Below are 17,533 nucleotides of genomic sequence, written 5' to 3'. Positions count from 1 at the left end.
CGCCGGTGCGGTCATGATGTCAAACCAAGGGTAGGCCGTGGTTGTTCCCGCTGCGCTACGGCCGCCGCAGCGCGGTCTGGGTCAGCTGCCCGGAATCGGCGGCGTTGCACGACGGTGCCACCGCGATCGCCGCGTACCGGCCGGGCTCCTCGCCGTCGAGCAGCAGCAGTACCGCGGGTCGGCCGGCGATGGTGAGTTCACGGGCGCCTCGGATCGCGCTGCCGCCGGGATAGCCGAGGGCGGCCAAGCAGGCCGACCGGCGCCGGGGATCCGACAGCGGGCCGAGGTCGGCGGGGCGGTCCAGCAGCGCCAGGATCTCGGTGGCCGACAGCGGGATCGCCAGCGGGTCGACGGTGATCTGCTCGATGGTGGTCAGCGCGCGGGGCGCCCGGTCGGGCGGTGGCCGCAGCAACGCGGGAACCGCCACCAGCGCGGCGACGACGATGGCCGCCAGACCCGCAGCGGCGACCCACCGGCGCGGCCACCCGGGCGGGCGGGCGGCGTGCCCGGGCTCGTGGACGTCGGCCATGCCGGACAGTGTCTCTCATCCGTGGTGGCGGAGGTGTCTCTCATCCGTGGTGGCGGAGGTGTCTCTCATCCGTGGTGCGGCGGCGGTCAGCCGAGCTCGGCCCGGCCGGGGCCGAGCACCACCGCGAGCCGGCGGCGCCCACGTGCACAGCGACTCTTGACGGTGCCCTCGGCGACCCCCAGCAGGCGGGCGGTGCGGGCGACCGACAACCCGTGCATGTCCACCGCCAGCACTGCGGCGCGCTGCTCGACGGGCAGTTGCATCAGTGCCCGGCGAACGGTCAGCGCGGTGGTGATCTCGGCGCTGCGGTCGGGCACCGCGAGGAGCGTCTCATCGAGCGGGTCGGCCGGTTGGTGGCGGCGCTGACGCAGCCGGTCCCGACAGGCGTTGAGCACGATCCGGTACAGCCAACTGCCGACGGCGGCCTGCTGACGGAACCTCGGCGCGCCGCGGTGGGCGGCCAGCATCGCCTCCTGCAGCACCTCCGCGGCGTCCTCCCGGCTGCGGGTGTGCGCGGTGGCCAGCCGGTTCAGCCGCGGCCGGTGCCGGGCGTAGAGCGCCGAAAATGCCCGCGGGTCTCCGGCCACGTGGGCCGCCAGCAGTTCGGCATCGCTGCGTCGGTCGGCGTCGGCTGGTTGGCCGGCATCGCTGCGTTGGTCGGCGTCGGTTCGTTGGTCGGCGTCGGTTCGTTGGTCGGCGTCGGTTCGTTGGTCGGCGTCGGTTCGTTGGTCGGGTAGCGCATCCACGGCCGCAACGTATCCAGCGCGGCCTCCCCGGGCACTTCAGTCGGCACCGCGGCTGTGGATGAACGGCGGCTGTGGATGGCGGGCTTTTCGGCCGCCGTGCTGCGTGGGCTATTTGACCGCGTTGACGACGATCTCGGAGAACTCGGTCTTGTTCTTGCCCGCCGTCGTGCCCATGGTGCTGATCCACAGCAGCAGGTTCGACGTCGGCGCGCTCGCGTCGACCGTGATGGTGTTCTTCCCGGGCTGCAGCGTGGTCGGCTGGGTCAGTTCGGTGGTGTCGGCCAGTGCGGCGGGATCCGGGCTGGACGCCGAGCGCACCTGCACCACCGTGCCGGTGCTCGGCACCGTCACCGTCACCGTGCCGACGGTGGTCGGCTCGGGCAGCTCGAGCATCAGGCCGACGCCGCTCTTGAAGTTCGGGAACGGCACGTTGTCGGTGTAGATGTCGGTCGACCACGCCGAGTTCGGGTTCCCGTCGATCGCCTTGTCGGCGTCGGCGGGATTGTCCGCGCCGCCGTCGGGGGAGAACACCGTCGCGCGAACCGGTTTCACCGCGCCGCCGACCTCCGCGGTGGGCTCGGCGGACTGCGACAGCGACGGTGCGTTCAGCCCGAGCTGGTCGCCGATGCTGCCGCCGCCGACATCGCCGAACATCTTGTTCAGGATCGACGCCAAGACCAGCAGGGCCACCAGCAGAATCGCCACGCCCGCGGCGATACCGATCATCAGCGCGCGCTTGCGCTTGGTCGCGGCGTCGGTGGCGGACTCCGCGTCGGACTTGCGCGGCTCCGGTTCCGGCGGAGTCTCCACCGAGTCGAGCAGCGCGGTGCGGTCGGCGACCGCGGTCGCCTGCTGCAGCAGGTTCAGCATGGTCGGTGCGGTACGGATCCCGGCGTTGTCCTGAACCGACCGCAGCGCTGCCGCCGAAATCTGGAACGGGATGCCGCGGTCGAGCACCCGCGGCTCCAGCGGCTGGCCGTCGGCGTCCAGCTCGGCCGGCTCGAACCCGCTGGGGACGCCCGTTTCGCGCAGCGGCCAGCGGTTCACCAGCAGCGCGTACAGCGCGGCCCCGACGCCACGGATGTCACCCTCGGGGGTGGCGTCGGCGAGCGTGGCCGGGAAGGCCAGCGCCACATCGCCTTCGATGCTGACCCGCAGCCGCGCCGGATCGTCGACGCCCATCGCGACACCGGCCTTGTGTGCGGCGCCCGCGGCGGCGGCCAGCGATTGGATGGCGCGGGCGCTGCCGATCGGCGACGGCGCCGTCGCGGCGACCTCCCGCAGCGACCCGCCGCGAATCCACTCCGAGACCACCAGCCCGCCGACGACATCGGAGACATCCAGGATCCGGGCGATCCCGGGACCGCCGACCTGACTCAGTCGCGAAGTGCGGGAGAGGACTTCGGCCACCTCGGCGGCCGGCAACCGATGCTCGGGGTCGATGAAGGTCAGCGCCACCGGCCGATCCAGCGCGGTGTCGAGGGCCTGCCAGAACTGCAACTGGGCCGCGCCGCCGTGAAACGCCAGCAGCCGGTAGCGCCCGTCGGCGATCAACGCCCCGGCCACCAATGCGCCGTCCTCGGCGGTGGATGCTGGGTCGGTCGGGCGGGGGCCGGGGAGCGGAACCCGGGCGGTGGGGTCGCCCTCCGAGCCAGCTGAGCGAGTGTCGGTCACCGCGGATCCTTTCGCTGTCCACGGCCCGGCAACGGCTGCCGGGGCCACCGGCAATTCCGGCGCGGGCAAACTTTGTTGGTCAGAATACGGTAGGGAATCGCCTGCGGGCGCAGGCACGACGGCCGGGCCGGCAGCCGGCTGGCCGCGTTGCAGTCGGCGGCTCAGCACGGCACGGGCGGCCTGCGCCTCGGGCACTTTGGTGGCCACCAGGATCGCGATGACGATCGGCAACATCACCACGCCGATGATCATCAGCCGGAGCAGCGAACCCATCCCGCCGCCGTGTTCGGTCAGGCCGGACAGCCCGAAGACCCGGTCCACCAGGTACCCGGACAGGCCCGCCGCCGTCGCGGCCAGCGCCGTCAGCGCGACGGTGCGGATCTCCACCGACCCGTACAGCCCGCCGCCGCCGGGACGCAGCTCTCGGCGCAGCAGCAGGTGGCCGAGCAGGGCGCCGGCAACGAAGCCCAGGCCGTTGGCGGCGCCGAGGTAGCCGGCGACCAGTTCGGGGTTGTCGGTCAGGTGCGGGGCGGCCAGCGACCCGGCGATCTTGACCACGGTGGTGGCAATGATGATGGCGATCGGGATCCACGGCTGCTCGCGAGCGTAGAAGACCCGAAGTTGCAGCAGCATCATCGAATAGGGGATCAGCGTGAACGCGGACAAGGCGATCGCGATGCCGAGGTAGTTGGCGTCGACCTGGCCGAAGTTGCCGTAGGCGAACAGCGCGGTGCCGATCGCCGGGCCGCCGACGGTCATGAACGCCACGATCGGGATCAGGGTGATCATGGTCAGCCGGGTGGCCAGGGACAGGTCGGCCAGCACTCCGGTGGTGTTGTCGGCGGCGGCGTTGCGGCTGAGCCGCGGCATCACCACGGTCAGCACCGTCACGCCGATCATGCCGAACGGCAGCTGCAGCACCAGCCAGGCGTAGTTGTAGATGGCCGGACCGGATGCCGCTGCGGTGCTTGCGATCTGGTTGCCGACGACCAGACCGATCTGGCTGATCAGCACGTACAGCACCATCGCCGCGGCCATTGCCCCGAAGCGTTTGAGCCGCTCGTCGATGCCCCACAGCGGACGCAGGCTGATCCGCTGGCGGCGGATCGCGACCAGCAGCACCGCGGCCTGAGCCGCCACGCCGAGGGTGGTGCCGATGCCCAGCACCAGCAGCTTGGCGTTGCCCATCTCAACCGGGTCGAGCGAAAGTTCGCCCGGAACAAGCAGGTACAGGCCGAGGGTGGCGATGGCGACCACATTGTTGACCACCGGCGCCCACGCCGGCGGGCCAAAGATGTTGCGGTTGTTCAGGATCGCCATGTAGACCGAGGTCAACCCGTAGAAGATCACCTGCGGGAGAAGCAGATACGCGAACGCCGTCGTCAGCGCCTCGTTCACCTGCGGATGGCTGCCGAGCATCAGGCGCACCAGCAGGGGCGCCGAGGCCACCGAGGCGATGGTCACCACCGCAAGCAGCGCCGTGGTGATGGTGACCAACCGGCGAATGAAGGCCGCGCCGCCGTCGGGATCGTCGCGTTCGGCGCGGGCCAGCACCGGCACGAAGATGGCGGTGAAGGTCGCCTCCAGCACCAGGGCCGCGACCAGGTTGGGCAGCTGGTTGGCGATGGTGAACGCGCTGGACAGTGCGGCGCCCAGGATCGCGGCCAACAGCACGATCCGGATGAAGCCGGTGATCCGGCTGATCAGCGTCGCAAACGCCATCCCCCAGGACCGCCGTACCACCGCGGCGTCGGTGAGTTCCTTGCGGACCGGCCCGCCGGGCACCGCGGCGGACTGCTCGGTGCTGCTCATGGTGCGGACTCCGGCCGGGACGGGGGGACTTCGGGATCGGGGTTCGGCGGCGGGGGCCGGCGATGCAGATGGTCGGGTTCGGGTGGCTCCAGATCGGCCCGGTCGGGCTGGCCGCGGAAACGGTGCCACAGCCGCCGCCCGGTGAGGACGGCCAGGGTGGCCCCAGCGATCAGGGTGATGAAGAACAGCACCTTGCCGTAGGCGTTGGAATGCAGCGACAGCCGGACCGGCTCGCCCAGCGTCAGCCCGTCGGCGGTGTGCAACGCGACGTCGACGGCAAACCGCTGGGTGAAGTGCACCTCGATCGGCACCCGGATCGGCAGATAGCCCGGCGGCAACTCCAGCACCCCGGGGTCGGTGACCGTCATTCCGGGCGGGCCGTCGACCTGCAGCCGCACCCGAATCGGCACCGCCAGGTCGTTGCGCAGCGCCAGCGGCAGCGGGCTGCGCTCGGTGGCCAGGGTGTAGGAGCCGCCCGGGTTCACGATCGTCACCGCCCCGAACAGGTCATCGATGGTCCGACCGACCAGCGCGAGATCAGCCCGGGCCCGGTCGGCACGCTGATCGGCCGGGATGGCGGTGCTCAGCGCCCGCAGCATGTCCTCCCGCAGCGGGGCGGTGTAGGCGGTCCCGGTCAGGCCGGTCTGCATGTTGGTGCCCAGCGATCCGGTCAGCCCCGACAGCCGGGCATCCTCGTCGGCGATGGTGCCGATCACCTCGGTGTCGAACCGGCCGGTGTCGGGCGCGGCGGCCAGCGGCACCGGCGGTGGGGGCACCACCACGGTCTGGCCGATCAGCTCCGGCAGCGGCAACGGTTGCGCCAGCCCCGAATGCAGCAGCGTGGTCAGCGCGGTCAGCAGCGCGCCGGCGTCCTCGGCGCCGACCTGCCAGTTGGGCGGCGGCAGCACCGTCTGGGTGCGCGGCTCGGTGTCCGGATGCAGTCCGCGCCACAGCAGGGCCCCCAGGGCGTCCTGGCGCAGGGCGGTCGGTGAGCCGGCGGCGGGGGGCACCCGCAGCGAGGGATCCAGGTACGACGGCGGATTCTTCGCGCCGCCGAGGGCGCCCAGCGTGGCGGTCACCGCCGGGTCGAACGGGGCGACGGCCACCCGGTCACTGACCCGGTGCGCGGTCACGTCGGCGGTGCTCGGGGCACCGGTCGCCGGGTCGGTCGCGGCCGCGGCCGGGGCGATCGCCACGGTCTGCCCGTTCCCGTCGAGCAGCGGCAGGACCTCCTTGGTCAGTGGCCGGTCGCCGAACAGCGTCACCCCGCGCACCGAGGTCACCCCGAGCAACTGGTCGACCAGATTCTGGGCGCCGACGGTGGCGAAGCTGAACAGCGGCGCGTTGCCGACCCGGGCGACCGCGTCCAGGTCGGCCTGCGCGTAGGGCAGCGCCGTGACGCACATTCGGGCGGCCAGCGCGCGCAGCCGCTCCAGCCAGGCCGCGGCGACGGTTTGCCCGGTGCCGGGGGCGTCGCCGACCACATACCCGGTGGTCATCGCGTTCACCGTGACCAGCAGGTCCGGGTCGACGGCCAGGCACAGCGTGCGGGCCAGCTCACCGCCGGGGTCGAGGTTCGCGCCGGTGGCGAACTCGACGGCGCCGAGCAGGCCGTCGAGCCGGCCGCCGGGACCGAGCTCGCCGGCCAGGTCGTCGTCGAGCAACCGCACCGGGGTGGTGCCGCCGGCGATGCCCGGCACCAGCCGGGGCCGATCGGCCAGCGGCCAGAGCATGGTCAGCCGCACCGGCCGGGCGGTGTCGGGGGCGACGACGTCCCCCGGTGCCGGCGGGGCGGCGTCCGTGTCGGGTTCGGGCGGTGGGGGCACCCCGAGGACGGGCAGCAGGAAGCGGGCGTCGGCGAGCCGGGCCGGCGAGCCGTAGTCGGGGGTGCCGTTGACATTGATCAGCAGCGGATAGATCCCCGGATGCTCGATGCCGAGGCCGGGATCGTCGCTCGGCCGGATCGGGTACCGAAAACTCACCGCGGCGCGCTGGCCGGGCCGCAGCTCGCTGGTGACGTTCAGGAACGGCCCGACGGGCTGGTAGCCGGAGGTGGCGGCCTCGGTGTGGGTGGTGCGCAGCCCGCTGGTGGCGACCAGCGGATCGGCCCGTTCCAGCCGGGCCACCACCTCGCGCACCGGACGGTCGCTGACGTTGGTGACGGCGGCGTCGACGGTGACGAACGGCTCGCTGGCGGTGGCGACGATGTCGGGGGTGACCCGGTCGATCTCGACCACCAGGAACGCGGTGCGGTCGGGTTCGCCGTTGGCGGCGATCGGGAACAGGGCGGGGACCAGGGCCAGGAGCAGCGTGGCCAGCAGCGCCCACGGGGCACCGCGGCGGGCGCGGGTCACGGCTGGGGACCGTAGCCGCTCGCCCGGCCCCGCTCGGGGTCCTCGGGTCGGTGGTTACGGCTGCGGGAATGGGTCTGCGGGCGCCGCCGGGGGGTGCTGCGCGGCAGTGCCGGCAGCGCGCTCGGGCCGTCGGTCTGCAGCAGGGTGATCAGCTCGCCGGCCACCTCGGCCAGCCGGCGCTCGTCGGCGTAGGCCAGCCGAGACGACAGTTCGGAAAGCGGCACCCAGGCGACCTCGGCGACTTCGCGGTCCTCGTCGCTCAACTCGCCGCCGGAGAACCGCAGCAGGTAATGGTGCACGGTCTTGTGCACCCGACGGCCCTCGGTGACGAACCAGTAGTCGATGCTGCCCAGCGCTGCGAGCACCTTGCCCTGGATGCCGGTCTCCTCGGCGACCTCCCGGGCCGCGGTCTGCTCGGCGGTCTCGCCCTGTTCGATGTGCCCCTTGGGCAGTGACCACAGCATCCGCCCGCGCCGGTCCAGCCGTCCGATCAACGCGGCAAGCGCGTCCTCCAGGGGGCCGTCGATGCCGTCGATGACCAAACCGCCGGCCGAGGTCTCATGCACGGTGCGCAATCGATCGACGCTGCGGCGGCGGGACCGTGTCGGTCGGGGCCGGTCGGTGGGGCGCGGCGCCGGCGGCGCAGATTCGGCGGGTGCGGGCTCGGCGCCGGCCGAACCTGCCGGTGACTGATCGGCGCGCGGCGGGCCGACGGGTCGGCGGCCGCGCCGCCTACCGCGGCGACGCCGCGGTTTGCCCAGTTCACCGTCCGACACCCATGCGATAGTAGCGGCCGACGGCGCGGTGCCCGGCCGGCACTCGCCGGTGTGAGGCGGCCGTTACCGGGTCGCGCTCAACCCGATATCGCAGCGGTGATCAGCAGCACGACCTCGAGCAATGGGTATTCCACGCCCCCGCACCCAGTTGCGTTGCGGGCCCGACGCCAGCCGATTGCGCCCCGCGGAGGTGGGGTTAGCCGGCCCGGGCAACTAGGCTGATCGTCCGTGTCCGACGCCGAATCCAGCGCCCCCGCCGATGCCGATGCACCGCTGCTGGCGCGCGCGCTGGTCGCGCTCAACGCCCACGGCGAATTGCTCGGGGATCTCGGCCGGCTGTTCGACGAGGCCGGGCACCAACTCCACCTGGTCGGCGGCAGCGTCCGCGACGCCCTGCTGGGCCGACTGGGCACGGATCTGGACTTCACCACCGACGCGCGCCCGGATGCCGTCCAGCGGCTGCTGCGGCCGTGGGCCGACGCCATGTGGGACACCGGGATCGCGTTCGGCACCGTCGGCGCCGCCCGGGCCGGGCAGCAGGTGGAGATCACCACCTACCGCGCCGACAGCTACGACCAGGTCTCCCGCAACCCGCAGATCGCGTTCGGCGACACCCTGGCCGGGGACCTGATCCGCCGCGACTTCACCGTCAACGCGATGGCGGTGCGGATCACCGCCGCCGGGCCGGGCGAGTTCGTCGACCCGCTCGGCGGGCTGGCCGCGCTGCGCGCCCGGATCCTGGACACCCCGTCGGAGCCGGAGGTGTCCTTCGGCGACGACCCGCTGCGGATGCTGCGGGCGGCCCGGTTCGTCTCGCAGCTGGGCTTCGGGCTGGCGCCGCGGGTCCGCACCGCGATCGAGGAGATGGCGCCGCAGATCACCCGGATCACCGCCGAACGCATCGCCGCCGAACTCGACAAGCTGCTGCTCGGCGCGGATCCGGTCGCCGGGATCGACGTGATGGTGGCCACCGGGCTCGGCGAGCAGATCCTGCCGGAGGTCGGGGCCATGCGGATGGCCATCGACGAGCACCACCAACACAAGGACGTCTACCAGCACTCGCTGACCGTGCTGCGCCAGGCCATCGACCTGGAGGGCGACGACGGCCCGGACCTGGTGCTGCGCTGGGCGGCGCTGCTGCACGACATCGGCAAGCCCGCCACCCGCCGCCACGAGCCGGCCGGCGGGGTGAGCTTCCACCACCACGAGGTGGTCGGGGCGAAGATGACTCGCAAGCGGATGCGGACGCTGAAGTACTCCAAGCAGATGGTCGACGACGTGTCGGCGCTGGTGTACCTGCACCTGCGGTTCCACGGCTACGGCGACGGCCGGTGGACCGATTCGGCGGTGCGCCGCTACGTGACCGACGCCGGCCCGCTGCTGGACCGGCTGCACCGGCTGGTCCGGGCTGACTGCACCACCCGCAACAAGCGCCGGGCCGCCCGGCTGCAGGCCACCTACGACGATCTCGAGGCGCGGATCGCCGAGCTGGCCGAACGCGAGGATCTCGCGCGGGTGCGCCCCGACCTGGACGGCAACGCGATCATGGAACTGCTCGGCATCCCGGCCGGTCCGCAGGTCGGGAAGGCCTGGAACTACCTCAAGGATCTGCGGATGGAGCGCGGGCCGCTGGAGCCCGAGCAGGCCCGCGCCGAGCTGCTGGCCTGGTGGAACCGGGAGGGCTCCGCCGGCGTCTGACCGGGGTATGCAGTACTGCCTGGGCCCCGGCGACGGGACCGCCTCGATCTTCGACGCCCCGTTCGACCTCGACGCCGACGGGGACGGGGTGCTTGACGCCGTCGGCCTGGACCTCGACGGCGACGGGTTGCGCGACGACGCGCTGGCCGACTTCGACGGCGACGGTCACGCCGACCACGCGGTGCTCGACGTCGGGTCGCCGGCACCGCACTGGTTCACCGACGACGGCGCAGGCACCTGGGCGCTGGCCGCCGACCCGGTCATCCGCGGCGAGCCGCTGCGCTGGTTCGGCCTCGACGGCGCCGAACACACCGGGACGGTGGTCGATTTCGACGGCGACGGGGTGGCCGCCGACGCGCTGTACGACGACAACGGCGACGGCATCGCCGACCGGGTGATGTGCGCCGGCGCCGACCCGGCCGGCGGCTACCGGGCGGCGTTCGTCGACACCGACGGTGACGGCGGCTGGGATGTCCGGCTCGTCGACGCCGACGGGGACGGGTCCGCCGACTCCGCGGCCGAGTTGGATTAGCCGCGCCCCGCGCTCAACGGCCCGCGCTCTGTCTCTACGGCGAGGAGGCGTCTCCGCGCTTCGCGCTCAACGCCCCTCGCCGGGCGGGCCCGCGAAGGCCTGGGCGATGGTCAGCCAGTGCTGCGCGTCGGGCCCGACGGCCACCAGATCCAGCTCGGCGGGCGCCCGGCGCCGGGTGACCAGCGCGCAGAAGTCCGCGGCCGAGCCGGTCACCCGCTGCGGAGCGTCGGGGTCACCCCAGGTCCAGGGCTCACCGCCGGGGCCGGACAGCGCGACGTAGAACGGCTCGGTCGGCGGCGTGAGGCCGTTCATGACGTAGGCGTAGTCGCGGGTGCGGACCCCCAGGTGCGCGATCGAGCGCAACCGAACCGTCGCGGGCCGGTCGGCGCCCAGCGCGTCGGCGATGTCGAGGCCGTGCGCCCAGGTCTCCATCAGCCGAGCCGTTGCCATCGACGCGGCCCGCATCGGCGGCCCGAACCAGGGGATCTTCTGCCCGTCGGGCACCGCGGGCAACGCCGCGTGCAACCGGTGGCGGGCATCGCGCCAGGCGGCCAGCAGCTCCGCCGGCGGAGTCTCGGCCAGCTCCTCGGCCGCCGCATCGACGAACCCCAGCGGATCGAGCATCGCCTCGGCGACGATCGCGGCGAATCCGTCCGGGTCGGTGACCGCGATCAGCGACACCCGGTCGGTCCAGCACAGATGCGCGATCTGATGCGCGATCGACCAACCCGGGGCCGGGGTGGCATCAGCCCAACGGTCCGGGGGCAGCGGTGCGACCAGGGCGTCAAGCTCGTCGCTTTCGGCCCGCAGGTCGGCGACGACGGCGACGGCGGCGGTATCGGCCATCCCGCAACCCTAAACGCGGCGCGCGGTCCAGGCGTGGCAGGCCAGCCCGATCAGATAGACCGCGGCGCCGGCCAGCACCAGGGCGGGGGAGTGCCCGTCGGCGGGCACCACCGCGGCCGCGGCGGTCGCCGCCGCGACGAACGACAGCCAGAACAGCGAATCCTGCACCGCGAAGACGTGGCCGCGCAGCGCGTCGTCGACGTCGAGCTGGATCGACACGTCGACGCAGAGTTTGACCACCTGACCGGCGGCGCCGAGGAAGAGCCCGCACAGCATCAGTACCGGCAGCGCCAGCCCCACCGCGCCGAGCTGAATCACCGCGGCCAGCGCCAGCGCGCCGTTGCCGGTGGCGTACCGCCCCCAACGCCGGATCGCCGCCGGGGTGCAGATCGTCGCCAGGAACGAGCCGGTGCCCGTCGCCGCGACGAACAGCACCGCGGTGCCCAGCCCGGCCACCGCCATCGACGGGGTGTCGGTGTGCCGGATGATCACCAGCACCAGCAGCGTGTTGATCCCGAACACCATCCGGTGGGCGGCCAGCCCGGCCAGTGTCGCGGCGACGCTGGGCACCGTCAGCGCGGTGCGGGCGCCGTGCAGCCAGCCGCTGGCCACCAGGTAGAACACCGAGCCGGTGATGGCCCGGGCGGTGTGCTCGGGGCCCAGCACCCGCGGCGCGAACCGCAGCGCCAGCAGCAGCGCCACCGCGATCGGCACCGTGACCAGGAAGATGATCGCCGCGGCGCCGGTGTCGCCGGCGCCGAACAGCCAGCGCGGCAGCAGCATGAAGTTGGCGCCCAGGAACGTCGACAGCGCGCCGGTCGCGGTGGCCAGCGAGTTCAGCGACACCACCTGCACCCGCGGCACCACGTGCGGGATCGCCGCGGACAGGCCCGAGGCCACGAACCGGCTCAGCCCGTTGACCACCAGCGCCGCGCACAGCACCGCGATGTCGCTGGTCCGCACCGCCAGCAGCACGCCGATGCCGAGAATCAGCAGCAGCCGGCCGACGTTCGCGCCGACCAGCACCAGCCGGCGGTCCCACCGGTCCAGCAGCGCGCCGGCGAACGGGCCGAGCAGCGAATACGGCAGGAACAGCACCGCGAACGCCCCGGCGATCGCCCACGGGGTGGCGGCGCGCTCGGGGTTGAACAGCAGCGCCCCGGCCAGCCCGGCCTGGAACAGCCCCTCACCGAACTGGCTGGCGATCCGCAGCTGCAGCAGCCGGCGGAAATCGGGCAGCTCGTGCACCGACCGCCGCCAGGCGGCGGCCCGTGCGTCGGCCAAGGGACCACTTCCTCGTCGGGACAGCGCGACGTGCGCTCCGCGCCGCGCCTTGCAGCCTACAAAGAATTCCGGTCGGCCTGACGCCGATCGGCACGGCCGGGACCCGCTGATGCGATGATGGGACGGTGGCGCACCCGGAAGACCCCGAGGACTTCGTCGCACCCGCGGCGCAGCGGGTGCGCGCCGGAACCCTACTGCTGGCCAACACCGAGCTGCTGGAACCGACCTTCCGGCGCAGCGTCATCTACGTCGTCGAGCACAACGACGGCGGGACGCTGGGAGTGGTGCTGAACCGGCCCAGCGAAACGGCCGTCTACAACGTGCTGCCGCGGTGGGCCGAGGTGGTGTCCAAGCCGAGGACGATGTTCGTCGGCGGGCCGGTCAAGCGGGATTCGGCGCTGTGCCTGGCGATCCTGCGGGCCGGTGACGACACCGCGGGGGCGCCCGGGCTTCGGCACGTCCAGGGCCGCATCGCGATGGTGGACCTGGATGCCGACCCGGAGTCGGTGGCACCGCATGTCGAGGCCGCGCGGGTGTTCGCCGGCTACTCGGGCTGGACCACCGGTCAGCTGGAGGGCGAGATCGAGCGCGACGACTGGATCGTGCTGTCGGCGCTGCCGTCGGATGTGCTGGTGGAACCGGGGGTCGATCTGTGGTCGCGGGTGCTGCGTCGTCAGCCGCTGCCGCTGTCGATGCTGGCCACCCACCCGATCGACGTCAGCCGCAACTAACTCCCGCAGACCTGACCGCAGCCGCCGCAGCCACCCCCGCCGCAGCCCTGGCCGTCGGACTGCGGTTCGGTCACCGCGAGCCGGGCGCCGCGCCAGGAACCCGCGCCGATGGTGGCGAGCGCGCCGACCACGCACACGATGAGCAGCAGAAGTGCCGTCCCGGGCGGGCTGATCAGTGCGGCGATGCCACCGGCCGCCAGCAGCACCGCCGCGACGAGCTGGCTGGGGGCCACCGCCTGGCGGATCGGGGCGTCGTGGCCGGCGGTGACCCGACGGTTGCGCAGCCCCGCGACTGCGGCCGAGAGGGCGGCGAGTAGGAGGACCACACCGGCGATCTGCATGACCTGCACATTACGAGCAGACGTGCCGTGCAGGCCAATCGGTCAGCGGGCGGGCGTCTGCGCCACCGGTACCAGTTGCGGCACCGGCGCGGTGCCGATCGGCGCGGTCGCCGCGGCACCCGGGGTGGTGATACCCGGGGTGGTGACACCCGGCGCGGTCGCACCGGGCACCGTGGCCGCGCCCGGCTGGCCGGGCAGCGTTCCGGGTGCGGGGGCCGCGCCGGGGGCGGTGGGCTGGCCGGGCAACTGCAGCGGCGCCGTGGGCACCGCCGCCGGGTCGATGACCTGGAAGCCGTTGATGATGGCGTCGGTGGCGGTGGCGCTGGCCACCACCTGGTTGACGGCGGTGTTCACCGACAGCGACACCAGGTACCGGTCGCTGCCGCTGGTGGCGATGACATGCCGACGAGAGGTGTTGACGACGTTGTCGTTCTCGCGGAAGGTGCCCTCCACGCGCGAGGACGGGAACGTGCCCACCGGCGCCAGCGACGCGTCGGTGGTCTGCCAGCTCGGCAGCTGCTGGGCATCGATGAAGCCGTGCGTGATGGCCTCGTTCGGATCGAAGTCGCCGACCAGCTTGTAGACGGTCAGCTGCGCGTTCGAGGTGTAGAGGCCGTCACCGCCGGTGCGGTCGGCCAGCACCGCGAACGCGTCGGGCACGTTCGGATCCGGCACCTGCGACCAGCCGGCCGGCATCGGCAGGGTGATGCTGAGCGCCTTGAAGTCGGCGGCCCGCTGCGGCTCCATCTTGACCCCGTGCGAGGCGAGGTACTCGGCGATGGTGCCGGAGGTGGCGGGCTGCAGTGCCGGGGCGACCGGTTGCACCGGGGCGGCGATCATCGGCTGTCCGGGCAATCCCGGGGTGCCGGGGGTCGCGGGTGTGCCGACCGGCTGGGCGGCGGGCGCACCGGGGGCGGCGGTTGCACCTGGCGCGACGGTGACGGTCTGGGTCACGGTGACCGGGGCGGGTTCGGGGGTGATCGGATCGGCCGAGGCGGTCGTCGATCCCAGCGAGGCCAGGCTCAGCGCGCCCGCGACACCTGCCGCCAGGCCGCCCAGAACCCGCCACCTTCGGGTGTTGTCGTTACGCACCAGCTGTCCTTCCGCACGGTCGGCGGGGCGGTGAGCCCGCGCCGGTCCTGCGACTTTATCGCGATTGCCGGGCCCGGCTCCAGCTCCGAGGCAGCTCGCGGCCGAGCTGGGACCAAGCTCTGACCGGGATGCGACGCTATCGATACCAACGCCGACAGCGCGGCCGAGATCAAGGCGGCCGGCGGCCGGCTCCGGCCCAACTGCGTGTTCGGCGCCGTCACGTGCCCTTATACCCTGTTTGGGTGACCGACTCCGCTTCCTCCGCCGCACCGGACTCCGATACCCCGCCGTTCCGGTACACCGCCGAACTGGCCGGGTCGATCGAGGCCGCCTGGCAGGCCGAGTGGGCGCGGGCGGGCACCTTCAACGTGGACAACCCGGTCGGTGCGCTGGCGCCGGCGGACGGCACCGCGGTGCCCGCGGACAAGATGTTCGTCCAGGACATGTTCCCGTACCCGTCCGGCGACGGACTGCACGTCGGGCACCCGCTGGGCTACATCGCCACCGACGTGTACGCCCGGTATCACCGGATGGCCGGCCGCAACGTGCTGCACGCCCTGGGCTTCGACGCGTTCGGGCTGCCTGCCGAGCAGTACGCCATCTCGACCGGAACCCATCCGCGGATTCGGACCGAGGCCAACATCGTCAACTTCCGCCGGCAGCTCGGCCGGCTGGGCCTGGGCCACGACAGCCGGCGCAGCTTCTCCACCACCGACGTCGACTACTACCGCTGGACGCAGTGGATCTTCCTGCAGATCTTCAACGCCTGGTTCGATCCGGACCTCAACCGCGCCCGGCCGATCGCCGAGCTGATCGCCGAATTCGATTCCGGCGCGCGGACCCTCGACGACGGCGGGGACTGGGCGGCGCTGAGCGCCGGCGAGAAGGCCGACGTCGTCGACGGATACCGGCTGGTCTACCACGCCGACTCGGTGGTCAACTGGTGCCCGGGGCTGGGCACCGTGCTGGCCAACGAGGAGGTCACCTCCGACGGGCGCAGTGAACGCGGAAACTTCCCGGTGTTCCGAAAGCGGCTGCGGCAGTGGATGATGCGTATCACCGCCTACTCCGACCGGCTGCTCGACGACCTGGATGTGCTGGACTGGCCGGACAAGGTCAAGGCCATGCAGCGCAACTGGATTGGGCGCTCCACCGGGGCCACCGTGTACTTCGCCGCCGACCTCCCCGGGGCCGGTGACATCGAGGTGTTCACCACCCGGCCCGACACCCTGTTCGGCGCCAGCTATTTGGTGCTGGCCCCCGAGCACGAGCTGGTCGACGCGCTGACCGCCGAGACGTGGCCGGCTGGCACCGACCCGCGCTGGAGCTACGGCGCGTCGACCCCGGCCGCGGCGGTGGCCGCCTACCGGCAGGCGATAGCGGCCAAGTCGGACCTGGAACGTCAGGAGAACAAGACCAAGACCGGGGTGTTCCTCGGCGGCTACGCGATCAACCCGGCCGACGGGCGCCGGGTGCCGGTGTTCATCGCCGACTACGTGCTGGCCGGCTACGGCACCGGCGCGATCATGGCGGTGCCCGGTGGTGACCAGCGGGACTGGGACTTCGCCACCGAATTCGGCCTCCCGATCGTGGAAGTGGTTGCCGGCGGCGATGTTTCGCAGGCCGCCTACACCGGCGACGGCGTCCTGGTGAACTCCGGCTTCCTGGACGGGATGACCGTCGTGGAGGCCAAGGCGGCGATGACCGAGCGCCTCGATGCCGACGGCCGGGGTCGGGCCCGGGTGGAATACAAGCTGCGCGACTGGCTGTTCGCTCGGCAGCGGTACTGGGGCGAGCCGTTCCCGATCGTCTACGACGCCGACGGCCGCGCGCACGCGCTGCCCGAGGAACTGCTGCCGGTGGAACTGCCCGACATCGCCGACTATTCGCCGGTGATGTTCGACCCGGAGGACGCCGACAGCGAACCGGCCCCGCCGCTGGGCAAGGCCACCGACTGGCTGCACGTCGAACTCGACCTCGGCGACGGGCCGCAGACCTACACCCGCGACACCAACGTGATGCCGCAGTGGGCCGGCAGCTCCTGGTACGAGCTGCGCTACACCGATCCGCACAACCCGGATGCGTTCTGCGCCTTGGAGAATGAGGCCTACTGGATGGGACCGCGGCCGGCGCAGCACGGCGCCGACGATCCCGGCGGGGTGGATCTCTACGTGGGCGGTGTCGAGCACGCCGTGCTGCACCTGCTGTACTCCCGGTTCTGGCACAAGGTGCTCTATGACCTCGGTCACGTGAGCTCGCGGGAGCCCTACCGCCGGCTGGTGAACCAGGGCTACATCCAGGCGTTCGCCTACACCGACGCGCGCGGTGCCTACGTGCCGGCCGCCGAGGTGATCGAGCGCGACGGCCGTTTTTACCACCCGGGGCCCGACGGCGAAATCGAGGTCACCCAGGAGTTCGGCAAGATCGGCAAGAGCCTGAAGAACTCGATCTCACCGGATGAGATCTGCGACGGCTACGGCGCCGACACGCTGCGGGTCTACGAGATGTCGATGGGCCCGCTGGAGGCCTCGCGGCCCTGGTCCACCAAGGACGTGGTCGGCGCGCAGCGTTTCCTGCAGCGGTTGTGGCGGCTCGTCGTCGACGAGGAGAGCGGCGAACTGCGTTGCAGCGCAGGCGATCTCGATGTATCGACGCTTCGGGCGCTGCACCGCTGCATTGCCGGGGTGTCCGACGACTACGCCGGGCTGCGCAACAACACCGCCGCGGCCAAGCTGATCGAGTACACCAACCACCTGACCAAGGCGTTCCCGGACGGACCGCCGGCGGCGGCGGTGGCGCCGCTGGTGCTGATGGCCGCGCCGCTGGCCCCGCATCTGGCCGAGGAACTCTGGCGCCGGCTTGGACACACCGGCTCGCTGGCGCACGGCCCGTGGCCGCAGGCCGACCAGAACTACCTGGCCGAGGACACCGTCGAGTACCCGGTTCAGGTCAACGGCAAGGTCCGCGGCCGGATCACGGTCGCCGCCGACGCCGACCGGGCGGCGATGGAGGCCGCGGCGCTGGCCGACGAGAAGGTGAGCGACTTCCTGGCCGGGGCGACGCCGAAGAAGGTCATCGTGGTGCCCGGCAAGCTGGTCAACATCGTCGCCTGAGGCCG

Annotated in this window: 13 protein-coding genes; 4 read left to right on the top strand and 9 right to left on the bottom strand. The window is 72.4% G+C overall.

From position 1 onward, the window contains the following. Window positions 1-55: 55 nt before the first annotated feature. The 5 genes from G6N10_RS13550 to G6N10_RS13530 all read right to left on the bottom strand — a co-directional run bounded on the left by G6N10_RS13550 (window position 56) and on the right by G6N10_RS13530 (window position 7,891). Window positions 56-529, bottom strand: coding sequence for an RsmA family anti-sigma factor (locus G6N10_RS13550; protein ID WP_179962837.1), 474 nt, complete (start codon window positions 527-529; stop codon window positions 56-58). Between the two features lie 86 nt (window positions 530-615). Beyond that, complete coding sequence (gene sigM / locus G6N10_RS13545; RefSeq protein ID WP_234810435.1) at window positions 616-1,131, bottom strand: RNA polymerase sigma factor SigM; 516 nt, start codon at window positions 1,129-1,131, stop codon at window positions 616-618. A 252-nt stretch (window positions 1,132-1,383) separates the two neighbouring features. Beyond that, on the bottom strand, window positions 1,384-4,761 hold the full coding sequence (gene murJ, locus G6N10_RS13540; protein ID WP_085092967.1) for a murein biosynthesis integral membrane protein MurJ: 3,378 nt from the start codon (window positions 4,759-4,761) through the stop codon (window positions 1,384-1,386). After that, entirely contained in the window at window positions 4,758-7,115 is a 2,358-nt protein-coding gene (locus G6N10_RS13535) for a DUF6049 family protein (RefSeq protein ID WP_085092969.1), read from the bottom strand. Before G6N10_RS13535 ends, murJ begins: the two co-directional genes overlap by 4 nt. After that, entirely contained in the window at window positions 7,112-7,891 is a 780-nt protein-coding gene (locus G6N10_RS13530) for an NUDIX hydrolase (protein WP_085092971.1), read from the bottom strand. Before G6N10_RS13530 ends, G6N10_RS13535 begins: the two co-directional genes overlap by 4 nt. 228 nt (window positions 7,892-8,119) lie before the next feature. On the opposite strand from G6N10_RS13530, the gene G6N10_RS13525 reads away from it, so the two are divergent. After that, a complete protein-coding gene (locus G6N10_RS13525; protein ID WP_085092973.1) occupies window positions 8,120-9,589 on the top strand; it encodes a CCA tRNA nucleotidyltransferase in 1,470 nt (489 codons plus the stop codon). A 7-nt stretch (window positions 9,590-9,596) separates the two neighbouring features. Further along, entirely contained in the window at window positions 9,597-10,121 is a 525-nt protein-coding gene (locus G6N10_RS13520; RefSeq protein ID WP_085092975.1) for an FG-GAP-like repeat-containing protein, read from the top strand. Between the two features lie 66 nt (window positions 10,122-10,187). Here G6N10_RS13520 and G6N10_RS13515 read toward each other — a convergent pair whose 3' ends face one another. Beyond that, a complete protein-coding gene (locus tag G6N10_RS13515; protein WP_085092977.1) occupies window positions 10,188-10,967 on the bottom strand; it encodes a TIGR03084 family metal-binding protein in 780 nt (259 codons plus the stop codon). Between the two features lie 9 nt (window positions 10,968-10,976). Continuing rightward, window positions 10,977-12,251 (bottom strand): MFS transporter, encoded by a 1,275-nt coding sequence (locus G6N10_RS13510; protein WP_085092979.1) that lies wholly within the window; start codon window positions 12,249-12,251, stop codon window positions 10,977-10,979. A gap of 125 nt (window positions 12,252-12,376) precedes the next feature. Here G6N10_RS13510 and G6N10_RS13505 point away from each other — a divergent pair, with 125 nt between their 5' ends. Then, entirely contained in the window at window positions 12,377-12,982 is a 606-nt protein-coding gene (locus G6N10_RS13505; protein WP_085092981.1) for a YqgE/AlgH family protein, read from the top strand. Here the strand turns inward: G6N10_RS13505 and G6N10_RS13500 are convergent. Both G6N10_RS13500 and G6N10_RS13495 read right to left on the bottom strand, forming a co-directional pair. Next, on the bottom strand, window positions 12,979-13,323 hold the full coding sequence (locus tag G6N10_RS13500; protein ID WP_085093142.1) for a hypothetical protein: 345 nt from the start codon (window positions 13,321-13,323) through the stop codon (window positions 12,979-12,981). The genes G6N10_RS13505 and G6N10_RS13500 overlap by 4 nt on opposite strands. Window positions 13,324-13,365: 42 nt before the next feature. Further along, a complete protein-coding gene (locus tag G6N10_RS13495) occupies window positions 13,366-14,415 on the bottom strand; it encodes an LpqN/LpqT family lipoprotein (RefSeq protein WP_085092983.1) in 1,050 nt (349 codons plus the stop codon). Window positions 14,416-14,657: 242 nt separating this feature from the next. Between G6N10_RS13495 and leuS the strand changes: the two genes are divergently transcribed. Next, window positions 14,658-17,528 carry a leucine--tRNA ligase gene (gene leuS / locus G6N10_RS13490; protein WP_109750389.1) on the top strand — a complete coding sequence of 957 codons (2,871 nt, stop codon included), beginning with the start codon at window positions 14,658-14,660 and terminating at the stop codon, window positions 17,526-17,528. The last annotated feature ends 5 nt before the right edge of the window (window positions 17,529-17,533 follow it).

It is taken from the genome of Mycolicibacterium fallax, assembly GCF_010726955.1.
GTDB classification, from domain to species: domain Bacteria; phylum Actinomycetota; class Actinomycetes; order Mycobacteriales; family Mycobacteriaceae; genus Mycobacterium; species Mycobacterium fallax.
This window is presented reverse-complemented; position numbering and strand designations above follow the sequence as displayed.